Origin of the sequence: Mycobacterium sp. AZCC_0083 (genome assembly GCF_014202335.1) — a bacterium.
GTDB lineage: Bacteria > Actinomycetota > Actinomycetes > Mycobacteriales > Mycobacteriaceae > Mycobacterium.
Genome location: NZ_JACHGP010000007.1, coordinates 364,901 through 381,049, shown reverse-complemented (window position 1 = coordinate 381,049; position 16,149 = coordinate 364,901). Strand labels below are relative to the sequence as shown.

At 66.7% G+C, this 16,149-nt stretch carries 15 protein-coding genes; 4 read left to right on the top strand and 11 right to left on the bottom strand.

The window, feature by feature from the left end; all coding sequences use genetic code 11:
• Genes HNP02_RS19650 through HNP02_RS19630 form a run of 5 tightly spaced genes read right to left on the bottom strand, consistent with a single transcriptional unit; the run spans position 1 to position 4,663 of the window.
• Positions 1–540 (bottom strand): YbhB/YbcL family Raf kinase inhibitor-like protein, encoded by a 540-nt coding sequence (locus HNP02_RS19650; protein WP_184441527.1) that lies wholly within the window; start codon positions 538–540, stop codon positions 1–3.
• Entirely contained in the window at positions 537–1,097 is a 561-nt protein-coding gene (locus tag HNP02_RS19645) for a 3-isopropylmalate dehydratase (protein WP_184441526.1), read from the bottom strand. The genes HNP02_RS19650 and HNP02_RS19645 overlap by 4 nt, the downstream gene beginning before the upstream one ends.
• A complete protein-coding gene (locus tag HNP02_RS19640) occupies positions 1,094–2,341 on the bottom strand; it encodes an aconitase/3-isopropylmalate dehydratase large subunit family protein (protein ID WP_184441525.1) in 1,248 nt (415 codons plus the stop codon). Before HNP02_RS19640 ends, HNP02_RS19645 begins: the two co-directional genes overlap by 4 nt.
• The gene (locus HNP02_RS19635; RefSeq protein WP_184441524.1) at positions 2,332–3,231 is read right to left on the bottom strand and encodes an oxaloacetate decarboxylase; all 900 of its coding nucleotides are present in this window, start codon (positions 3,229–3,231) and stop codon (positions 2,332–2,334) included. The genes HNP02_RS19640 and HNP02_RS19635 overlap by 10 nt, the downstream gene beginning before the upstream one ends.
• A 10-nt stretch (positions 3,232–3,241) precedes the next feature.
• On the bottom strand, positions 3,242–4,663 hold the full coding sequence (locus HNP02_RS19630) for an MmgE/PrpD family protein (protein WP_184441522.1): 1,422 nt from the start codon (positions 4,661–4,663) through the stop codon (positions 3,242–3,244).
• A gap of 113 nt (positions 4,664–4,776) precedes the next feature.
• Here HNP02_RS19630 and HNP02_RS19625 point away from each other — a divergent pair, with 113 nt between their 5' ends.
• Positions 4,777–5,583 (top strand): GntR family transcriptional regulator, encoded by an 807-nt coding sequence (locus HNP02_RS19625; RefSeq protein ID WP_184441520.1) that lies wholly within the window; start codon positions 4,777–4,779, stop codon positions 5,581–5,583.
• Between the two features lie 10 nt (positions 5,584–5,593).
• On the opposite strand, the gene HNP02_RS19620 is transcribed toward HNP02_RS19625, so the two are convergent.
• A complete protein-coding gene (locus HNP02_RS19620; RefSeq protein ID WP_309241631.1) occupies positions 5,594–6,451 on the bottom strand; it encodes a ribokinase in 858 nt (285 codons plus the stop codon).
• A gap of 56 nt (positions 6,452–6,507) precedes the next feature.
• Between HNP02_RS19620 and HNP02_RS19615 the strand changes: the two genes are divergently transcribed.
• Genes HNP02_RS19615 through HNP02_RS19605 form a run of 3 tightly spaced genes read left to right on the top strand, consistent with a single transcriptional unit; the run spans position 6,508 to position 10,126 of the window.
• The gene (locus HNP02_RS19615; RefSeq protein WP_184441517.1) at positions 6,508–7,755 is read left to right on the top strand and encodes a glutamate-5-semialdehyde dehydrogenase; all 1,248 of its coding nucleotides are present in this window, start codon (positions 6,508–6,510) and stop codon (positions 7,753–7,755) included.
• 17 nt (positions 7,756–7,772) lie between these two features.
• Complete coding sequence (locus tag HNP02_RS19610) at positions 7,773–8,648, top strand: MoxR family ATPase (RefSeq protein ID WP_184441515.1); 876 nt, start codon at positions 7,773–7,775, stop codon at positions 8,646–8,648.
• A gap of 29 nt (positions 8,649–8,677) precedes the next feature.
• Positions 8,678–10,126: a VWA domain-containing protein gene (locus HNP02_RS19605; protein ID WP_184441514.1), complete on the top strand. Its 1,449-nt coding sequence runs from the start codon at positions 8,678–8,680 to the stop codon at positions 10,124–10,126.
• Positions 10,127–10,248: 122 nt separating this feature from the next.
• Here the strand turns inward: HNP02_RS19605 and HNP02_RS19600 are convergent, their stop codons facing one another.
• The 5 genes from HNP02_RS19600 to leuC are packed head-to-tail and all read right to left on the bottom strand — an operon-like array spanning position 10,249 to position 16,131.
• Positions 10,249–11,769, bottom strand: coding sequence for an aldehyde dehydrogenase (locus tag HNP02_RS19600; RefSeq protein ID WP_309241630.1), 1,521 nt, complete (start codon positions 11,767–11,769; stop codon positions 10,249–10,251).
• Positions 11,766–13,274 carry an FAD-dependent oxidoreductase gene (locus tag HNP02_RS19595; protein ID WP_184441513.1) on the bottom strand — a complete coding sequence of 503 codons (1,509 nt, stop codon included), beginning with the start codon at positions 13,272–13,274 and terminating at the stop codon, positions 11,766–11,768. The genes HNP02_RS19600 and HNP02_RS19595 overlap by 4 nt, the downstream gene beginning before the upstream one ends.
• Positions 13,264–14,082: a GntR family transcriptional regulator gene (locus HNP02_RS19590; RefSeq protein WP_221317749.1), complete on the bottom strand. Its 819-nt coding sequence runs from the start codon at positions 14,080–14,082 to the stop codon at positions 13,264–13,266. The genes HNP02_RS19595 and HNP02_RS19590 overlap by 11 nt, the downstream gene beginning before the upstream one ends.
• Positions 14,082–14,726, bottom strand: a complete 645-nt coding sequence (gene leuD / locus HNP02_RS19585; RefSeq protein ID WP_184441511.1) for a 3-isopropylmalate dehydratase small subunit — start codon at positions 14,724–14,726, stop codon at positions 14,082–14,084. The genes HNP02_RS19590 and leuD overlap by 1 nt, the downstream gene beginning before the upstream one ends.
• A 10-nt stretch (positions 14,727–14,736) precedes the next feature.
• The gene (gene leuC / locus HNP02_RS19580) at positions 14,737–16,131 is read right to left on the bottom strand and encodes a 3-isopropylmalate dehydratase large subunit (RefSeq protein WP_184441510.1); all 1,395 of its coding nucleotides are present in this window, start codon (positions 16,129–16,131) and stop codon (positions 14,737–14,739) included.
• Positions 16,132–16,149: the final 18 nt, after the last annotated feature.

Genomic DNA, 16,149 nt, shown 5'->3' with positions numbered 1-16,149 from the left:
TCAGCGCTCGTAGGTTCCGGTCAGTGTGCCGCGGGCCAGCACGTGACCGGATGCCCCGGAGAGCACCGCCTTGACCGACGCGGCGGCCTCGGGCACGGGGTGCTTTAGGGCCAGCAGGTGGAAGCGGTAGCAATGCGGGCCGTGACCGGGGATCGGCCGGGGTCCCGAGTAGCCGTCCTTGCTCAGCATGGTTGGCACGACCCGCACACCCTCTGCCCCCGTGCGGAATTCGCCCTCGCCGAGCCCCTCGGCGTCCGGTGCCATGATCGCCACACTGTGGATCAACGGCGAGCGCAGCGGTACGTCCACGTCGTCCATCAGGAGCACCAGTGCTGCAGTTCCTGGCGGCACGCCCTGCCACTGCACCTCGGGGGACACGTCGTCGCCGACGCCCCTGCCCGCGTGCCTACGCGGGATCGGGCCGCCATCGGCGAACGCCGGGCTGGTCACGGTGATGGTCGCGGGTGCCTCGAACCCGCTGCCTGCCAGCGGGCTTCGGCGCGGATCTGCGCGCACCCTCCGTAGCACCTTGCCGATCACGCCCCGCTCCCTGCCCCACGCATCGCCACAGTGCTCGAGCGCAAGATCTCACCGAGCTCGGCGGGTAGATAGCCCGTCGCGGCGAGGCGCGGCATCACCCCGCCCTCCGCGATGATGTCCCGAATCAGATCGGGCAGCCGGGGCACCGAGCCGGACTTCCCGGTGGTCTCGTTTCGCCACGTTCCGTCCGCCAGGTCGAAGGTGCCGGTGTCACCGTCGGTGAACAGTGCCGTCGCCTCGGGCAGTGTCATCGCGGGCAGCCCGGCGTTGACCGCGTTGCGGAAGAACAGCGAATTGAACTCCTCGGCGACGAGACCGGCAACCTCGAGCTCGTTGAACAGCGCCGCGACGGGCCGAGACGAGCCGACGCCGAAGTTGCGGCCCGCCACCACGATGTCGCCAGGTGACACCTCGTCGGTCCAACCGGGGCGGATCGCGTAGAAGACGTGCTTCGCCGCCTCCGGTGGTTCCATCTTCATCGCGAAGGCCGGATACATCGCGTCGGTGTTGAGGTCGTTTCCGAACACCCACACCTTGCCGGAGAACTTGAGGGTCATGCGGTCACATTCCTGGCGTCGGTGATGTAGCCGGCGACCGCCGACGCGGCGACGGTGGCGGGGGAGGCCATGAAGATCTTCGCCTCGGTGCTGCCCATCCGGCCGGTGAAGTTGCGCGTGCTCGACGTGACGCACACTTCTCCGGGCCCGACGACCCCCATGTGATAGCCGAAGCAGGCACCGCAGGTGGAGTTGGTCACGACGCCGCCGGCATCCGCGATGTCCTGTAGGTAGCCAAGGCGCATCGCCTCCCGGTACACCGCTTGTGATGCCGGCGTGACGAGTAATCGCACGCCGGGTGCTACCGACTTGCCGCGCAACACGTTTGCCGCGATCTCGAGATCCTCGAGCTGGCCGTTGGCGCAGGATCCGATGAACGCCTGATCGACCCTCTGTCTTCCGAGTCGGGAGACCGGCACACCGTTGTGGCTGACGGTGCCGGGTTTGGCGACGTAGGGCTCGAGGGCAGCCAGGTCGACATGCCGGACGTCGACGTAGGTCGCGTCGGAATCCGCCGAGGCCGAGCGGTATCCGGTGACGCCACCTTCGTCGAGGAACGCGCTGAGCACCTCGTCGGGCTCGAACGTGCTGAAGTCGGCCGACACCTCGGCACCCTGGGTGGCGATGGTGCGCCGGTCGTGCATCGGCACGCTGGAGAGGCCGGGTCCGCCGTACTCCAGGTTCAGGTTGGCCGCGTCGCCGTATTCGTTGGCGATGTGCAGGAAGACGTCCTTGCCACTGACCGAGTCGGGCTTGACGCCTTCGAGTTCGTAGCGGACCGTCGGTGCGACCTGGAACCAGGTGCTTCCGGTACACATGATGGAGTACACCTCGGCGGGGCCCAACCCACGGGCGGCGGTGTTGTAGGCGCCGCCCGCGCAGGTGTGAGAGTCGGTGCACGCCAGCACTTCTCCGGGACGGGCCAGCCCGTTCTCGGCGATCACCTGGTGACAGATGCCGTGCCTGCCGACGTCGTAGAAGCGTTCGATGCCGAACTCGGCGGCGAACTTGCGGGCCCGTGGGCCGCCCTCCGCATCCTTCAGCGTCGGGGCGGGCACGGCGTGGTCCATCACGATGGCCAGCTTGTCCGGGTCGTGAATCTTGAGGGGCCGCAGCCACATCGTGGCGAACTGCAGATCGATCAGCACGGTCATGTCGACGTCGACGACGACGGTGTCACCCGGCCCGACCGAATCCAGGCCCGCCTTGCGGGCGAAGATCTTCTCGATGATGGTCATGCCCATGAGTGGTCCCCTTGTCGGTCTCGGGTGGCTGCGAGTTTGGTGTCGAGTGCGAACCACTCGGCCATGCCGATCAGGTTGAAGAAGTCGGCGGGCTTGGTGGGCAGGAAGTCGGCCACGTCGGTGCCGTTGAGCGCGCAGAGGCCTTCGAGCATCGCGAACGTCGCTCGGCCGAGGGGGTCACCGGGGTGAATGGCGACGGCGTAGCCCAACTCCTGCAGCCTCGCCGCCGACTCGATCGGCGTCATCCCGCCCACCACCAGGTTGATCAGCAGGGGTGCGTCGACTTCGCGGGCGATGCGCTCGATCTCGTCGGTGCCCTGCGGTGCCTCCACGAAGATGACGTCTGCTCCCGCGGCGGCGTAGCGGTTGGCCCGCTCGATGGCGGCGTCCAGTCCGAGTGGGGCGCGCGCGTCGGTTCTTGCGACGATCAGCAGATCGTCGTCGGAGCGGGCGTCGAGTGCGGCGGCCAGCGTCTGCTCGAACACTTCGGCGTCGACGACGTGCTTGTCCGGAAGGTGGCCGCAGCGTTTCGGGTATGCCTGGTCCTCCAATTGGATTGCGGCGACGCCTGCGGCGTCGTACTGGCGGACGGTGCGCACAACGTTCAGCGGGGCTCCGTAACCGGTGTCGGCGTCGGCGATCAGTGGCACCTCGCCGAGGACGTCGACGAGCATCCGCGCCCGCTCGGCCATCTCGCTGGCGGTGACCAGCCCGATGTCCGGTAGGCCGAAACCGGATGCCGCGACCCCTGCGCCGGTCAGGTAGGCCGCGGTATGCCCGGTGCGCTTGGCGAGCTGTGCGGAGATGCCGTCGAAGACGCCGGGCGCGACGATCAGCTCGCCGCGCTCGAGGAGTCCGCGTAGGGCCTTGCGTGCGGAAGATGTTGGCATGTCGGTCCTCTCAGTCCAGTGCGCCGGCGACGGGGTCCGCAAGCAGGTCGATGAGCTCGCCGACGTCGTCGAGGTCCTCGAGCCCGGTCACCGCCCGTTCGATCGCCTCCGCGCGCCCGCGGCTGGTCACCCGGTCGGCGAGTGCGTGGAACTTGGCGACGAGCTCGTCGTTGGTGACGGGATCGGTTGGCGCACCGTGGGGTTGGTCGACCCTGGTGTGGTGCACGGTGCCGTCGGACATGGTGACCGCGACGTCGGTACGAAACTTCTCCGTCACGGGTGCGTCGGCAAGTGATTCGTCGAGGTGCACGTCGGTGGCGTCGATCATCGCCCAGACGTCGTCGGCGTCGAGCCGCGTCGGCGTGAACTGCTCGGGCATGACGTTGCCGTCGAGTAGCGCGACGGCCGTGGCGTAACCGATGTTCATCTGCGCGCCGATCGGCGTCAGTGGGCGTTCGGGCTTCCACCACCCGTGCTTGTAGACGGTTTCGCCGACCGTGATGTCGACCCGCGAGATGTCGGCGGGGTCGATCGATTTTCGGAGGCCGCGCGCACCGTCTATGGCGCCGTGCAACCCGCCCATCGCGGCGTAGGACTTCACCATGATGATCGAGGTCTCCCAGCGGTCGCCGAGACCGGCGGTCAACAACGTGGCGTCGGGGGCGTGGCCCTCGCCGAAGACGCTGAGGAATCCGCCGTACTCGCGTTCGAAGACCCGCTTGATGCCGGTGTATCCGGCGGCGGCCAGACCGGCGGCGTAGAAACCGTTGCGGGCCGCGAAGCCGTGGTGCATGCGCTTGCTCATGGCCTCGAACTGGGCGGCCATAAGCCCGGACGACTGCGTCCCTGCCAGGCCGAGGGCGTCCTCCAGCTGAGACGGCGGTAGGCCGCGCAGCTTCCCGGAGGCCATCGCCGCACTGTGCGTGCCGAACACCGGCCCGGAATGCCAACCCCGGTCCAGCATCTGAGCGCCGTGCAGCGTGTAGCCGACCCGAGGGCCTACTTCGAAGCCGGCGATCGCTGCGAGCAGAAGCTCTGCGCCGGTGGTCGGTGCGGATCGGGCCGACGCGGTCGACAGCAGCGCCGGGATCAGCAGCGAGCAACTGTGCAGGGGAGCCAGTGGGTGGAAGTCATCGAGTTCGAAGCCCTGGATGAACGTGCCGTTCAGTACTGCCGATGCGGGTGCGCTGGTCGTCTCGCCGGTGCCGACGACGACGGCGTCTCCGTCGCCCTCGAGCGCGAGCACGGCATCCGTCGCCACCCGTGACCACGGCAACCCGGCGCCGATCAGGGCGCATCCGAGCCCGTCGAGAAGCAGGTACTTGGCCCTGTCGACAACAGTCGGCGGGACGTCGGCGTATCGGAGGTCGGCGACCCAGTGCGCCAGCCTGCCCGTCGGTCCGTGCGGATCCGTGGCCGCATCGTTTGCCATTCGCGACACCCTTCCACGAAGTTGTTATATAGTTATAACAACTTAAACGGCATCCGACAAGCGGGAATGTGGAAAGGTCATGGGGGCGAGCGAAGCGACGGGGGAAGACTGACGTGCCGGACGGAAAGCAGGGCGTCGATCTGGTCAACGTCGGTGCGGGCGTGCCGTTGCATCGTCAGCTCTTCCTGGTGTTGCACGACGAGATCGGTCGCGGGGCGCTGGGTGCGGGCGATGCACTCCCCACCGAGCAGTCCTTGTGCGACCAGTTCGGCGTCTCACGCATCACCGTCCGTCGTGCGCTTGCCGACCTGGCAGAGGCCGGGTTCATCGAGCGCCGTCACGGCATCGGCTCGTTCGTGACAGAACAGTCACCGCTGCGCCCACCCGAAGCCAGCGGCTCGTACATGGACGAACTGCGGCAGGTCGAGTTCGAGACCGAGGTCGACGTCGTCGAGTTCGGCATGCGCGCCCTGCCCCGTCCCGTCTTCCAGAGATTGGCTCCACGCGAGCGCGGACTGTTCGTGCTTAGGCTGCGACGCGAGCGCAGAACGGGCGAGCCGCTGATGATCACCGAAGCCTGGCTGCCCGACGAGCTCGCCGACACGGTCACCCAGGAGGCGTTGGCGACCTTGCCCCTCTACCGGCTGCTGGCCAACGCGGGCGTGAACCTGGAGCGCCTCGAGCACGAGCTGACGGCCGAGGTTGCGGGTCCGCGTACCGCGGCCCTACTCGACACGACGATCGGTTCGCCGTTGATTCGGGTGAACCGGGTCGTATTCGCCGCCGGGGAGCCGCATCACTTCTTGTCGATGGTGTTGTCGCCGAACCGAAGTCGGGTGGTATTCAACCAGACGCCCGGCGATCTCGCGTCGGGTGCAGGCATGGCGATCGCCCATGACGTGCGTCGGCCTACGGCCTGACCGCGCTCGGCTACCCGTATCTCAGAACGTCGTCGATGGCCTCGGCCGACGGAGCGCAGTCACCCGCCCCCGGCATCAGCGTCGCCAGAGCGCCTGCCGCACAGGCGCGGCGCAGCGCGTCGGCCGGACCGGCGAGCCACCCCGCGGCGAGCACTCCGGCGAAGACGTCGCCAGCGCCGGTGGTGTCGACCGCCTCGACTGCGGGTGCGGCGATGTCGCGGCTGCCATCGGGACCGACGTGCGTCGCGCCGTCGGCGCCCCGCGTGATCACCAGATGAGGGACCGGCCAATGCCATTGCCGTGATTCATCGTCGTTGAGCACCACGACGTCGACCACCCCGGCGAGCGCCTCGAGAGCCTCGGGTGGCGCACCGGCCGGTGACGCGTTGACCACGACCAGCGCGCCGCCGTCACGCCCCAGCCGCGCGGCCGCCAACGCCGTCTCGATCGGAATCTCCAACTGCAGCAGCACCACGTCGGCCGCCGCCACTACGGACCGGGCTTCGGCCGACGCCATACTCAGATGGGCGTTGGCGCCGGGTGCGACGACGATGATGTTCTCCGCATGGGCATCCACCACGATCGCCGCCGCTCCACTGGGGCCAGGCACCGTGACCACGCCCTCGAGGCCCACCCCGTTGTCGCGCAGGTGTGCGCGCAGAACGGCCGCCGCCGGATCGTCGCCGAGGGCGGCGACGATGTCGACCGACGCACCTGCCCTTGCGGCCGCGACGGCCTGGTTGCCGCCCTTGCCGCCGGGTGCGGCCGACGACGACGATGCCAGCACCGTCTCGCCGGGCCGCGGGAGCGAAGCCACGCTGAACGACTGGTCGAGGTTGATGCTGCCCACCACGCACACCGTTGTCACGCGCCCTACCGTAGCCCGAACGGGCGGCGGCCGGATTCGCTCGATAAGCTGCACTAATGAGCGTGCAGGCACCAGCGCAGGACGGTCTGCGTCAACAGGTTCACGACGCCGCCCGACGGGCGCGCGTCGCCGCCCGCGCGCTGGGCAAATTGAACACCGCGACGAAGGACCGGGCGCTGCACGCAGCCGCCGACCTCGTGCTCGCCCACGTGCACGAGATCCTGGCCGCCAACGCCGAAGACCTCGACATCGCCAGGGCATCCGGCACGCCAGAGGCCATCCTCGACCGGCTCGCCCTCAACCCGCAACGGGTCGACGGCATCGCCGCAGGGCTGCGACAAGTCGCCGGCCTGGCCGACCCGATTGGCGAGGTGCTACGCGGCAGCACGCTGCCCAACGGCCTGCAACTGCGCCAGCAGCGCGTTCCGCTCGGCGTGATCGGCATGGTGTACGAGGGCAGGCCCAACGTGACGGTCGACGCCTTCGGTCTGACGCTGAAGTCCGGCAACGCCGTGCTGTTGCGCGGCAGTTCGTCGGCCGCGCGCTCCAACGCCGCGCTGGTGACCGCGTTGCGCGCCGCGCTCGTCGAGGAGGGCCTCACCCCCGACGCCGTGCAACTGCTGCCCAGCGACGACCGCACCACCGTCACCCACCTGATCCAGGCCCGCGGCCTCGTCGACGTCGTCATCCCGCGCGGGGGAGCCGGCCTGATCGACGCGGTGGTGCGCGACGCGACGGTGCCGACCATCGAGACGGGCGTCGGCAATTGTCACGTCTACGTGCACTCGGCGGCCGATCTCGATGTCGCCGAACGCATCCTGTTGAACTCCAAGACGCGGCGGCCAAGCGTGTGCAACGCCGCCGAATCGCTGTTGATCGACGCCGCCATCGCCGACCTGGCCGTGCCACGCCTGGTCGGCGCGCTCCAGGATGCAGGCGTGACGGTGCATCTCGATCCCAGCGAGGACGAACTGCGGGCCGAGTTCCTCTCGATGGACATCGCGGTCGCGGTGGTCGACGGCATCGACGCCGCGATCGCCCACGTCAACGAGTACGGCACCGGCCACACCGAGGCCATCGTGACCACCAATCTTGCTGCCGCGCAACGCTTCACCGAGGAAGTGGATGCGGCCGCGGTGATGGTGAACGCGTCGACCGCGTTCACCGACGGCGAGCAGTTCGGGTTCGGGGCCGAGATCGGCATCTCCACCCAGAAGCTGCACGCCCGCGGCCCGATGGGGCTGCCAGAATTGACGTCAACCAAGTGGATCGTGTGGGGCGACGGCCACACCCGGCCAGCCTAACGAGGAGAAGTACACGAGTGAGCGTTCCCGCCCGCCCGATACCGCTGTTCACCGACATCGAGGATGTCGCAACGCGGCTCGCCGAGACCGGATACCTGCCCGACAGAGCCACGGCCACCGCAGTCTTTCTCGCCGACCGGCTGGACAAGCCGCTGCTCGTCGAGGGTCCCGCCGGCGTCGGCAAGACCGAGCTGGCCCGCGCCGTCGCGCAGACCACCGGCTCCGAGCTTGTCCGGTTGCAGTGCTACGAGGGCGTCGACGAGGCCCGCGCACTCTACGAGTGGAATCACGCCAAGCAGATCTTGCGCATCCAGGCCGGGTCGGGCGACTGGGATCAGACCAAGATGGACGTGTTCAGCGAGGAGTTCCTGCTGTCGCGCCCGCTGCTGACCGCCATCCGGCGTACCGAACCCACCGTGCTGCTGATCGACGAGACCGACAAGGCCGACATCGAGATCGAGGGCCTGCTGCTCGAGGTGCTGTCCGACTTCGCCGTCACAGTGCCCGAACTCGGCACCATCACCGCGACCCGCAAGCCGTTCGTGCTGCTGACCTCCAATGCGACGCGCGAGCTCTCCGAGGCGCTCAAACGCCGTTGCCTGTTCCTGCACATCGACTTCCCCGACGCCGAACTCGAGCGGCGCATCCTGCTGTCACGTGTGCCGGAACTCCCGGAGCGGCTGGCGGAGGAGTTGGTGCGCATCGTCGGGGTGCTGCGGGGCATGCAGCTCAAGAAGGTGCCGTCGGTCGCCGAGACCATCGACTGGGGCCGCACGATTCTGGCGCTGGGACTCGACACCATTGACGACGAGGTGATCGCCGCCACCCTCGGCGTCGTGCTCAAGCATCAGTCAGATCAGAAGCGCGCGTCTGGCGAGCTACGCCTGAATTGAATCGAAGCCTGAACTAAGGAGTTCGACTGATGGCCGTCCGACGCACCACCCCGCCGCAACCGCTTGCGCCACACGGACTTCCCGGGCACCTGGTGGAGTTCGTCGAAGCGCTGCGCTCGGTGGGCATCGCGGTCGGCCCTTCGGAGACCGTCGACGCAGGCCGGGTGATGGCCGTGCTCGGGCTCGGCGACCGCGAGGTGGTGCGCGAGGGGCTGGCCTGTGCCGTGTTGCGGCGCGCCGAACACCGTGACACCTACGACGCGATGTTCGACCTGTGGTTCCCCGCGGCGCTCGGTGACCGCACCGTGCTCGACGACGAGGAAACCGACGGTGACGAGCATCCCGAAGGGCTGCCGCCGCAGGACATCGAGGCCATGCGCGACGCGCTCATCGCGATGCTGTCGGACAACCCGGAGCTCGAGAACATGGACGACCGCCTGGCGGCGATGATCGCGCAGATCGTCGAGTCATTCGGCCGCTACAGCTCCAGCCGCGGACCGTCGTACTCGTCGTACCAGGCGCTCAAGGCGATGGCACTCGACGAGCTCGAGGGCAGGCTGCTGGCCGGACTGCTCGCAGGGTACGGCGACGACCCGACGCCCACACAGGAGCAGATCGCCAAGGCCATTGCCGCAAAGCGGATCTCGCAACTGCGCAAGATGGTGGAGTCGGAGACCAAGCGTCGCACCGCCGAGCAACTGGGCCGCGACCACGTTCAGATGTACGGCATCCCGCAGCTCGCCGAGAACGTCGAGTTCCTGCGCGCCTCCGGTGAGCAGCTGCGCCAGATGCGCCGGGTGGTGGCACCGCTTGCGCGCACGTTGGCCACCCGGCTGGCGGCGCGGCGGCGCCGGTCGCGTCGCGGTGAGATCGATCTGCGCAAGACGCTGCGCAAGTCCATGTCCACCGGCGGCGTGCCCATCGACGTGGTGCTCAAGAAGCCGCACCCGGCCCGCCCCGAGCTGGTGGTGCTGTGCGACGTGTCGGGGTCGGTCGCGGGGTTCAGCCACTTCACCCTGATGTTGGTCAGCGCACTCCGGCAGCAGTTCTCGAGAGTTCGCGTCTTTGCCTTCATCGACACCACCGACGAAGTCACCGACCTCTTCGGCCCCGATGCCGACCTCGCCGTCGCGGTCCAGCGCATCACTCGCGAGGCGGGTGTGTACACCCGTGACGGGCACTCCGATTACGGCCACGCCTTCGTGTCGTTCTTGAACGACTTCCCCAACGTGCTGTCGCCGCGCAGCTCGCTGCTGGTGCTCGGCGACGGACGCAACAACTACCGCAACCCCGAGACCGACCTGCTCGCGCACATGGTGAACGCCAGCAGGCACGCGCACTGGCTCAACCCCGAACCCAAACACCTGTGGGGGAGCGGCGACTCTGCGGTACCGCGCTACGAGGACGTCATCACCATGCACGAGTGCCGGTCGGCCAAGCAGCTCGCCACGGTGATCGACCAGTTGCTGCCGGTCTAGGCTGGCCAAACCTCACCCCCGAGGATGCAGGTACTCGGCCTGGCGGGCGTCTTCGTCGTCGATCGGGCCGCGCCAGCCGCGTCGGGCGTAGACCTGGCTTCGCGATAGGGCGCGGAGACGAATCAATGTCGACCAAAGAGTTGACGGTTGCCCTCGTCGATCCACACCGCCTTTTCCTCGGTGAAGGGCAGCAGCGCGTCGGCGCCCATCTCCTTTCCGACACCGGACTGCTTGTAGCCACCGAACGGCATGGCGTAATGCCCGATCCGATAGGTGTTGACCCACACCGTCCCGGCGCGCAGTCGCTTGATCATGCGGTGCGCCCGCCCGACGTCTTGCGTCCAGACGGCGGCGGCCAGCCCGAAATCCGTGTCGTTGGCCATCCGCACCGCGTCATCCTCGTCGGAGAACCGCACCAGACTGGCCACGGGGCCGAAGATTTCTTCCTGGGCGAGCCGCGACGCGTTGTCGACATCGGTGAAGATGGTGGCAGGCACGAACAGGCCGCGCTCCAATTCGGGAGTCGAGGTGATGCGCGTGCCCCCGGCAAGCAGTGTGGCGCCTTCCGACTTCCCTATCTCGACGTACTCGAGGACCTTGTTCAGCTGCCGCTGACATGCGACGGGACCGACGTCCACTCGCGGGTCCAACGGGTCCCCGTACTTCAGTTGGCCCGCAGCCTCTTTCAGGCCATCGGCAAACTCGTCATAGACACTGTCCTGTACCAGAATTCGTGATCCGGCCATGCATGACTGGCCGGCCGCAGCAAAGATACCGCCCATCGCTCCGTGTATCGCGTTGTCGATGTCAGCGTCGGCGAACACGACGTTCGGCGACTTGCCGCCGAGTTCCAACGTCACGCGCGCGATGCGCTCGGCCGCGGCGCGCATGATGGCCTTGCCGCCCATGCCCGAGCCGGTGAAGGCGATGAGGTCGACATCCGGATGCGCGACGAGCGCGGAGCCGGTTTCGATGCCCCCGGTGACGACGTTGACTACTCCGGGTGGGAACCCCGCTTCCAGACAGAGCTCAGCGAGCCGGATCGTCGAGACCGGCGTTACCTCCGAGGGTTTGATCACCACGGTGCAGCCGACCGCCAGAGCGGGAAGTAACTTCCAGGCGAGCAATCCGAGCGGTGAGTTCCACGGCGTGATCGCCGCGACTACTCCCACGGGTTCGCGCATGGTGTAAGTCGTGACGTTCGGGATGCTGGTGGTCATGGTGCGACCAGAGACGTTTTCGTCAAGTCCGGCAACATACTCGGCCTGGTGGGCCAAGAAGCGCGTACCCATCGCCATCTCGTTGATCGACTTGCCGTTCTCGGCGATCTGCAGCTTCACCAGTTCGTCGGCGTGCTCGAGAATGAGATCAGCGAGCGCACGAAGCAACGTTGCGCGCTGCAAGGGGGGCGCGGTGGCCCAGCCGCGGTCGAAGGCTACCCGGGCCGCACGCACCGCGTGGTCGACGTCGCGTGGACCGGCTTCCGGGACCCTGCCCCATTCGCGATTCTCGTACGGATCAACACAGGCAAAGGTCGCACCGAGGGTCCCCTCGGACCGTTCAGAGCCGACGATCATCTGATAATCGCGGTCGTAATCGGCAGGGAAGCGACCGGTTTGCGCTGGTGCGGTCGTCGTGGTCACAACGCGCTCGCTTCCGGGATCAAGCGGCTGTTCTGAACCGGCGGGACGACGCTGTCTGCGTCTCCTCCCGCTGTGGCGGTCACCCTAGCGCGGGCCACTTCGCAACCTGCGATCCGCCCAAAGGTCAGCGACCTCAGTACCGATGTGCCGGAGGGATATAGATCGTAGAACACGCCGGTGATCTCGCCGGCCGCATACAGCCCCATGATCGGCCGACCGTCCACACCGATGACACGGCTCTGGCCATCGACTCGCAGACCGCCGAAGGTGAAACACAGATGTGGCTCTACCGGCATCGCCTCGAACGGTGGAGTCACGAGCGGTTCGGCCCAATGAGACTTGGGTGGTTGCAGACCGACGGTGGCCTTGGCGTCGAACCTGGTCGCGTCGAACTTGGCGTCTGTGCACGCCGCGTTGTAGTCGTCGATGGTGCGGCGCAGGGCCTCACCCGGTATCCCGAGCTTCTCGGCCAGCCCTTCTGGTGAATCTGCGCGGATCGGTTGGTGTTCACTAAGGTTGAGGGCGTCGAACATTGTGACGCGGGCGCGGACGCCAGCGTCGATAATGGAGTATGCGCGCCCGTTCTGCTCGGCGAATATTCGATTTGCGACCACGTCGAACTGCAGGTCATAGGATCGTTCGGCCTCGTCCATGAAGCGCTCGCCCTCTTGGTTCACCAGGATTCCGAACAGCCACGAGCTGACCAACGCTTCTAGGTTGGAGGACCGCGGATCGACGGGTTCCATGTGGGTGCGGTCGAACTGTCCCGACGTGTCGGCACCCACCTCGATGGCCATGCGAATGCCTTCGCCCTTGTTGGCCTGCGTGCCGGGGGACACCAACTTCAAGCTGTGCGCGTTCGGAATGTAGCGAGCGAGCATCTCGGGATTCGCCTCGAATCCTCCACTCGCCAGCACAACGGCGGGGGCCGTCAGGACTCGTTGGGCTCCCTCGCTGTCACGGACGACGACACCCGCGACCGCGCCAGATGCATCCATGACCAGTCGGGTCGCCGTCGTCTCGTAGAAGATCGACGCGCCACGGTCTGCGATGGCCAGGGCCAGCGTGTCGACGATCGCACGGCCGCCGCCCGCCGGGAGGCAGAGCGTCTTGGTGAAGGACAGCGGAATTGGCGCCGGGACCTTGAGGAACTTGATGCCGTGCCGGCGCAGCCAGTTCAGCGTATCGACGGCGTTCTCGTAGAACGCTTCGATGTAAGCGTCGTTGACTAGGTGGCCTGAGGTTTCCCGCACCACGTCCGCCCAACCCGGATCCAGCGCCTGATCGTCGTCAAGCCGCAGATTGGCCGTCGTCCACGCCGTCGATCCGCCGCGTCCTTCGACGTTCGCCCGATCCAGCACTGCAATCCGCGGGTTCGATTGCAGCGCAACATTTTCCAGGTAAGCGAGCGCCGCGGTAAGCCCGGCCGCTCCATGGCCGACGACGACCACATCCCAAGGTCCTTCCAGTGCAACGTGATTCGTCGATGAGCCTTCAGTCATCATTGCTAACTCCGTCCTGGTTCGATGAAGCAAATGGTTCGTCTGCTGGAGCAAATGCGCCATAGTCGGCGAGCGAAGTCACGGGACGGTGGTGGCTCCCGTGGATCAAGAGGCGCAATCGGTACCTACTTGGCGGAATGAGACTCCATTGAAATGTCAGCGGGCGTCGCTGCGGGTCGTACATGGTGCGCGTCACCTCGAGCAAAGGGTCGCCAACCTTGACTTTCAAGGCGGCCGCCAACATTGGATCTGCCAGCGCAGCACCGACTTCGTCTTCCGCCCGTACGACCGGGTAACCAATTTCTTGCAGCGCGGTGGGCAGCGTGCAGCGGGCGAGTCGTTCGCGGTCGAGCAGGTCGCCGATGTCGGCCGGAAGGTAACTGGTGAGATGGCGCAATGGTGTGTCCTCCTGACTACGAAGTCGCACCAGCTTCAGACATGGGACGCCTATCGGTATCGCCAGCGCGCATGCAGCCTCGCGTGGCGCCGGCACCGGCCCCCACTCAAGGACTTCCACCGTCGTGTCGAGACTCGCTCGCTCGATGGCTGGCAGGTGCTCGGCGATGGGCACGTTGAATGCCACGTCGAGTACCCGAGTTCCCTTGCCGGGCAAGCGGTCGATTAGCCCGTCGTCTTCGAGAGTTTCCAGGGCGCGGCGCACCGTTGCGCGCGACACGTGGTACATCTCCATGAGCGAGTTCTCGCCCGGCAGGTAAGCCCCCGGACTGTAGCGGCCGGAGGCGATCGCGCTGCGCAGTACAACGGAGATCTGATGATGCAGAGGTACACCCGCGTCGCGGCGGATGGTCATCATCGGTTCTTTTCCAGTATCCACGAGCGCTCCTGGTGGTAGGCGGTCTCAAATGCGGTGATGGAGCTCATCCGCTCCAACGTCGCGGCGATCTCGTCGAGGCCGTTGAGCAGCATGTGACGGTGGTATGCCCCGATCGAAAAGCCAAACCGCATCCCGTGCAGAGTGCTGATGGTCTGTGCTTCGAGATTCACCGTGAGCCTGTCGAGGGGTTCGTTGCAAGCCAGCAGTGCCAAGGTTTCGACTTCGTCGGGGGCCAAGACCACCGGCAGCATTCCGTTCGCAATGGCGTTGCCGTGGAAGATGTCGCCGAAGGAGGGAGCAATGATGCATCGCACGCCGATCTGGGCGAGCGCCCAGACCGCCATTTCCCTTGATGAACCGCATCCGAAATTGCGGCCGGCGATGAGTACTTCGCCGTCTACGTAGGGACGCTGGTTCATGATGAAGTTGGGATTCGGGCTGCCGTCGGAACGATAGCGGTATCCGGCGAAGGCGTTGCGGCCCATCTGGGTGCGGTCTGTCAGAGCCGACGGATCCATCGTCGAGGAGTTGACGCCCGTCGCCGGAAAGATGTCGTCGGTGTTGACGTCGGGCCAAGTCAACGGGATCGCGATCGCCGTGAGGGTGTTGAACGGTTGCATGGTTCCCGCCTCAGACCACGTCGCGGACGTCGACGACGTGACCGGCGATCGCTGCAGCGCCGGCCATCGCCGGGCTCAGCAGGTGGGTCCGTGCATGGGGTCCTTGGCGGTGCTCGAAGTTCCGGTTCGACGTGGAAGCGCACCGCTCGCCCGGACCCACGATGTCATTCGAATTGCCAAAGCACATCGAGCATCCGGCGGATCGCCATTCGAAGCCAGCCTCGATGAACACGCGATCCAGTCCTTCCTCCTCGGCGGCCTGCTTCACCAGGCCCGAACCGGGCACCACGATCGCGTTTACCCCCTCGGCAACTCGGTGACCGCGCGCCACCTCGGCCGCCGCACGCAGATCCTCGAGGCGGGAATTGGTACACGACCCGATGAAGACGCGTTGTATGGCTATGTCCGTCATCGGCGTGCCAGGTTGCAGTCCCATGTATTCGAGTGCCCGTTCCCACGCTCGAGCCCTTTCCATGGACCCGGCGCTGGACGGTTCGGGTACGCGATCGCCGACGTTTGCCACTTGATCCGGCGAGGTTCCCCAGGTGACCTGCGGCGCCAACGTCCCGAGATCCAGGTCGACGACGCGGCTGTATACCGCATCGGCGTCCGAGCGCAAGGTGGCCCAGAACGCGACCGCGTCGTCCCAGTCCTTGCCCACGGGCGAACGGGGGCGATTGCGCAGCCAATCGATGGTGACTTGATCCGGCGCGATCAGTGCGTAGCGGGCTCCGGCTTCGACAGCCATGTTGCACAGGGTGAGTCGGCCGGGAATCGACAGCGCGTCGACGATCGGCCCGGTGAATTCGACGGCATGTCCGACCGCGCCATCCGCGCCCAGTCGGCCGATCGCCGCGAGAATCACGTCCTTTGCCGCGACCGGTGGTGCGACGGTGCCTCGCAACGCCACGTTCATCGTCTGCGCAGGGCTCTGGAGGATGGTCTGCGTAGCCAGTACGTGCTCGAGCTGCGACGCGCCCACGCCGAAGGCCAATGCACCCAGCGCGCCGTGGCTGGCCGTGTGGCTATCCGGGCAGACCATCACCAAACCAGGCTGGGTGAAGCCTTGTTCGGGTCCGACCACGTGAACGATGCCCCGGCGGGGATCATCGAGATCGAGGTACTCGATGTCGAAGTGAGATGTTTGTTCTCGGAGACCGTCGATGAACTCCGTAACGGCCGGCAACTGAGGTCTGTCGGTACGCGTCCCCACGAAGTGATCGGCAACTGCCAAGGCTGAAGCGGGTCGGCGCACCGTCCGATCGGCTCGTCGTAATTCAACGAAAGCCGGCAGCGAGCCTTCGTAAAGCAGCTCTCGATCGACGTAGAGCACGCACGTGCCGTCATCGAGACGTTCGACAACGTGGGAGTCCCAGATCTTTTCGTAGAGGGTGCTTGGTTGCACGACTGCCTTTCGCTGGAC

Coding starts and splice junctions, on each gene's coding strand:
- HNP02_RS19640 (WP_184441525.1), bottom strand. CDS start 2,341: ATGGGCATGACCATCATCGAGAAGATCTTCGCCCGCAAGGCGGGCCTG.
- HNP02_RS19645 (WP_184441526.1), bottom strand. CDS start 1,097: ATGACCCTCAAGTTCTCCGGCAAGGTGTGGGTGTTCGGAAACGACCTC.
- HNP02_RS19615 (WP_184441517.1), top strand. CDS start 6,508: ATGAGCGTGCAGGCACCAGCGCAGGACGGTCTGCGTCAACAGGTTCAC.
- HNP02_RS19605 (WP_184441514.1), top strand. CDS start 8,678: ATGGCCGTCCGACGCACCACCCCGCCGCAACCGCTTGCGCCACACGGA.
- HNP02_RS19595 (WP_184441513.1), bottom strand. CDS start 13,274: ATGATGACTGAAGGCTCATCGACGAATCACGTTGCACTGGAAGGACCT.
- HNP02_RS19590 (WP_221317749.1), bottom strand. CDS start 14,082: ATGACCATCCGCCGCGACGCGGGTGTACCTCTGCATCATCAGATCTCC.
- HNP02_RS19630 (WP_184441522.1), bottom strand. CDS start 4,663: ATGGCAAACGATGCGGCCACGGATCCGCACGGACCGACGGGCAGGCTG.
- leuD (WP_184441511.1), bottom strand. CDS start 14,726: ATGCAACCGTTCAACACCCTCACGGCGATCGCGATCCCGTTGACTTGG.
- HNP02_RS19635 (WP_184441524.1), bottom strand. CDS start 3,231: ATGCCAACATCTTCCGCACGCAAGGCCCTACGCGGACTCCTCGAGCGC.